At 62.5% G+C, this 4,560-nt stretch carries 6 protein-coding genes; 2 read left to right on the forward strand and 4 right to left on the reverse strand.

Annotated elements, in window-relative coordinates; translation table 11 throughout:
• The coding region (locus NW815_RS07025) for a cytosine deaminase (protein ID WP_414415842.1) at positions 1-924 on the forward strand (924 nt) is incomplete at its 5' end.
• Here the strand turns inward: NW815_RS07025 and NW815_RS07030 are convergent.
• The 4 genes from NW815_RS07030 to NW815_RS07045 are packed head-to-tail and all read right to left on the reverse strand — an operon-like array spanning position 832 to position 3,166.
• On the reverse strand, positions 832-1,290 hold the full coding sequence (locus NW815_RS07030; RefSeq protein ID WP_414332474.1) for an FxLYD domain-containing protein: 459 nt from the start codon (positions 1,288-1,290) through the stop codon (positions 832-834). The two genes, NW815_RS07025 and NW815_RS07030, sit on opposite strands and share 93 nt — an antisense overlap.
• Before the next feature lie 31 nt (positions 1,291-1,321).
• Positions 1,322-1,924, reverse strand: coding sequence for a 5-formyltetrahydrofolate cyclo-ligase (locus NW815_RS07035; RefSeq protein WP_414415843.1), 603 nt, complete (start codon positions 1,922-1,924; stop codon positions 1,322-1,324).
• Positions 1,925-1,960: 36 nt separating this feature from the next.
• On the reverse strand, positions 1,961-2,425 hold the full coding sequence (locus tag NW815_RS07040; RefSeq protein ID WP_414388404.1) for an FKBP-type peptidyl-prolyl cis-trans isomerase: 465 nt from the start codon (positions 2,423-2,425) through the stop codon (positions 1,961-1,963).
• A 60-nt stretch (positions 2,426-2,485) separates the two neighbouring features.
• Positions 2,486-3,166 carry a hypothetical protein gene (locus tag NW815_RS07045; protein WP_011432060.1) on the reverse strand — a complete coding sequence of 227 codons (681 nt, stop codon included), beginning with the start codon at positions 3,164-3,166 and terminating at the stop codon, positions 2,486-2,488.
• A 76-nt stretch (positions 3,167-3,242) separates the two neighbouring features.
• On the opposite strand from NW815_RS07045, the gene NW815_RS07050 reads away from it, so the two are divergent.
• On the forward strand, positions 3,243-4,560 hold a 1,318-nt coding region (locus tag NW815_RS07050; RefSeq protein ID WP_414415844.1), incomplete at its 3' end, for a cobalamin biosynthesis protein.

Genomic DNA, 4,560 nt, shown 5'->3' on the forward strand with positions numbered 1-4,560 from the left:
CCCCAGGATGGCTACTATCGCTCGCCAGGGGCGGTGCAGCTTCTGGAGAAGGCTCTGGATTTGGGGGTGGAGGTGGTGGGCGGGATCCCCCACTTCGAGCGGACGATGGCCGAGGGAGCAGCTTCGGTGCGGGCCCTGTGCGAGATTGCTGCGGCGCGCGGCCTGCGGGTGGATCTGCACTGCGACGAGACCGACGATCCGCTTTCGCGCCATGTGGAAACCTTGGCCTACGAAACGCTGCGGCTGGGCTTGCAGGGGCGGGTAGCCGCCTCCCACCTCACCTCGATGCACTCAATGGACAACGCCTACGTGAGCAAACTCATTCCCCTGATGGCCGAGGCAGAGCTGGGGGTGATCGCCAACCCGCTGGTCAATATGGTCATCCAAGGTCGCCACGACACCTACCCCAAGCGGCGGGGGCTGACCCGGGTGCCCGAGCTGATGGACGCAGGCTTGACGGTAGCCTTTGGCCAGGATTGCGTGATGGATCCCTGGTACCCTTTGGGCAGCGGCAACATGCTGGAGGTGGCCCACATGGCCATCCACGCCGCCCAACTGACTGGCTATGAGCAGATGCGCCAGTGTTTTTTGGCGGTAACAGAAAACCCGGCCCGCATTCTGGGGTTGGAAGGCTACGGCCTGGAACCCGGCTGCTACGCCGATCTGGTGGTGCTCCAGGCCGCCGATGCCGTCGAAGCCATTCGCCTGAAACCAGCTTGCCTGTATGTCTTCCGCCGGGGCCGGCTGATCGCCCAAACCCCGCCTGTGGTTGCCCAGCTCCATTTGCCTGAGCGCCCCACCCAGGTGGAGTTCAGCCGCCAGCTTTGGACCTCATCGGCGCACGGTACCGCTGAAGCCGCTGGCCTTGAATTGCTCCAGGGTGAGGGGCAGGGGGCTGGTTATGGGCACCGAGATGCGAATTGAAAAAGGGCTCTCGCCGGGAGGAACTTCTGCAATGGCCCCCAGGCGGGTACGCTCCGGCAGAACCTCGTTGCCGTTGGCATCGTAAAGCCGACCGAAGACATCCGCGTTCAGCAGGGTATTTTTGGAGCGGTTGACCACTGTGCCTTCGACGAACAGGCACCTGGCCGGTATGGGGTTGCCGTTGCTGGTCACCAGGTTGGTGTATTCGGGGGTATCGGGACAGGGGGTGACGTGGAGATCCTTCAGTTGCAGGGGGATCGCCCCAAAGCCCATCAAGAGCACCGCCAATGCCACACAGCCAAAGCTCATGCAGACAAGACGCAGCTTTTGGGTTAGCCACTGCGCCGGCTTCCAAACTTGGCTCATCGTTTTTCCTCCAAGGCCCACCCTCTTTAGTCTAGGGGATCCCCGTCTCGTAGAACCTCTCCTCGGTTTGGATCCCATCCAGGCGCTGATCCCAAGGATCCTGAGGTAGAGGCTGCTCCAGTAGGCAGGCTTGGGGGACAATGCCCCACTTGGGCACACTGGGATCCGGCAGAGAGGCCAAAAAGCGGTCGTAATAGCCGCCGCCATAGCCCAAACGCCTTCCCCACCGATCGCAGGCCAGGGCAGGCACCAGGATCAAATCCGCCTCGGTGGGGTCGAGGGTTTTGCTGTGGGGAGAGGGCTCCAGTAGCCCCCGGCGATTGGGAATCAGCTCAGCCGGCTGGTAGCGGTGCCACTGCATTTGCCGCCGCGGCAGACAACGGGGGATCCCCCACTGCTTCTCCGGGAAAAGGACAAACAGGGATCCCAAGTCCACCTCGGAGCCGAAGGCCACATAGGCCAGGATGGTTTTGGCAGCCAAAAGTTGGGGGCAAGAGGCCAAATGAGCCACGATCTTCTGGCTGATAAGGGATCTGTCCAACCTCTGCCGTAGCTGGCGAAAGTGCTGGCGCAGTTGAGACTTCTCTGAGGCCGGATCAAATCCCTTAGATCTCTCTGCTGGGACGGGCTGCACGGCTGGCACAGGGGATCCCTCAAGCACCGTTCCAGCCTACTGAATGCTTAGGAGTTCCACTTCAAAGTCCAGGGTGGCGTTGGGGGGGATCACGCCGCCGGCGCCGCGGCTGCCATAGGCCAACTCCGGCGGAATGCGCAAGTACCGCTTGCCCCCCACTCGCATGGTGGCCAGCCCTTCCTCCCAGCCACGGATCACCTGCCCTACTCCGTAGGTGAAGATAAAAGGCTGATTGCGCCTGTAGGAGCTATCGAAGATGGTGCCATCCTGTAGTTTGCCCACGTAGTTCACCACCACCGTTTGCCCCGGCTGAGGCGAAGGCCCACTGCCTTGAGCAATATCGTAGTATTGCAATCCCGACTCGGTGGTGATGAAGTCCTTGGCTGGGGATTGCACGCTCACCACCGGATTGTCTTTGGCCCGCGATAGAGCCACGGCCGGCTGGCCGCCCCACACCCCGAGCCACAGCAAACACAGCACCAGCAGCAGCACCCGTTTCATCCGTTGGCGTCTCCCCACCGCCGACTTTTGGCTTTCCTTTACCAATCTTAGGGGATCCCGTCAGCCTTTCAGTTCGGCAAATTCGATAATCTGACCCTGGTGATCCCGCACCCAAAAGACGAAGGGCTTCTCGGAGCGAATGCTGTTGCGGATCCCTTGTTTGTTGATTCGCTTCAGAAGGGCCTTAAGGGACTCCCGCTCATAGCTGACATGGCGATAGCGAACGCCGCTGCTGCGGCCCGCTGCCGGTACAGTCCCGTAAGCAGAAGCAGATGAGGAGCTAGGCCTAGAGGCGTTGCCGTAGGAACCGGACCCCGCATAGGGATCTGTAGAGCCAGGGATCACGTGCAATTGAACATTGTCGGAGAGTTGGTACCAAAGTCCGGGGGTATCCAATTGGGTGGGCCCAGAGGTGGGACGGGCTTTGGCATCGAAGCGGGGACTGAGGCCAATATCCCCTGGAAAGTAAGCGGATCCTAGGCTGTAGCCGACCATGCTTTGCTCGTAGCCGTAGTAGTACTGCAGGGGCAGCTCCGCTTCCGGCAGTTTCAACACCTTCTCGTAAAACCCTCTGGCCTGCTCCAAGTCCGGCACGATGATGGTGTGGACACGGGGAGCGCCACTTAAAAATGTCCACATGGCCCCCCCATAGGCCGATAGCAGCAAAAACATCAGCCCCTTCGTGGAGAGCAAAACCTCCAGGGGGATTAGGGGCAGCATCAGTCCAGGTGGGATGACCATCGGCACTTGTCCCTTCGCGGGTGGCTCTATGTCCAGTATAGGATCCGGGGAGAATCCTGGCCTTGGCCCACGCTCGATGAAGCTTGCTCTGTTTGCCCCCAGCCCGCGCGCCCGCCGGTTGGCCAACTCTCTGATCCCGCTCTTGGGCAAGGAGGTGAGCTGCTGGAGCAAAGCTGACCCGCAGGGGCTGCCCTCCCCCTGGCAAGCCTACGGGGATCCCAGCCATCCCACAGCGCCAGGCTCCCTAGCAGAAGCCGTTGCCCAAACCTGGCCCCAGGTGCAGGGCTGTCTTTTCATCCTGGCTGCCGGCTCGGTGGTGCGGCTCATTGCCCCTCTCCTGCAGGATAAGCAGCGGGATCCGGCGGTGGTGGTGGTGGACGAAGCCGGTCGCTGGGCCATTAGCCTGTGCGGCGGACATGTGGGGGGAGCCGATGCCCTGGCCCGACAGGTGGCTGCTGCTTTGGGGGCCCAGCCGGTTCTCACCTCTGCTTCTGCAGGGCTGGGGATCCCGCCTTTGGATTTGCTGGGGGATCCCTACGGCTGGCGGCGGGGCGCTGGAGATTGGAACGGGGTGGCAGCCGCCTTGACGCGGGGAGAGCCGGTGGCCGTTCACCAGACCTGCGGCACGCGGCTTTGGCGACAAGCTTGGCCGGCAGATCATCCCCTAGTGGCCTCCTCTCCTCCCCATCCCGTTGCCCAGATCTGGATTGGGGAATACCTCTCCCCTCCCACGGGGATCCCGACAGTGCACTGGCATCCGCGGGTGCTGTGGGTGGGGGTGGGCTGCGAGCGGGGCACCACCCGCGCTTGGCTAGAGGGATCCCTGCGCCGCCTGCTGCAGGCCCAGGGGCTGGCGTTCGAGGCCATTGCCGGCCTGGCCACCCTAGAGCTCAAGCAAGACGAGCCGGGTCTTTTGGAGCTGGCCCAAGCCTATGGCTGGCCCATTGAGTTTTTCCCGGCAGAGGCTTTGGCTGGGATCCCGGTTCCCCACCCTTCGGAGGCCGTTCGGCAGGCGGTGGGCACTCCCTCGGTAGCGGAGGCGGCTGCCCTCTTGGCAGCTCAGACTTGTCAGACTTGGGGAAGAGGTGACAAGGTTCCTGAGAGGCCATCCTGTGTTGCGGAGAAGGTAGAGCCCTTTGGGGGAGCAACCCTCCTCTGCCCCAAGCAGGTCTTCACCTCGAAAACCGAAGGGGCCTGTACCCTGGCCATTGCCCGCGCTGCCCGGGAATATTCCCCTCGCAGTGGCCATCTGTGGCTTATCGGCACCGGCCCCGGCGATCCCGCTCAATTGACCTTGGCCGCCCGCCTGGCTTTAGCCCAAGCTGAGGTGGTGATTGGCTACCAGCTTTATCTAGACTTGGTGGCCCCCCTTTTGCACCCTGGCCAAATCCGGG

Origin of the sequence: Synechococcus sp. R6-7, assembly GCF_047461695.1 — a bacterium.
Taxonomy (GTDB): domain Bacteria; phylum Cyanobacteriota; class Cyanobacteriia; order Thermostichales; family Thermostichaceae; genus Thermostichus.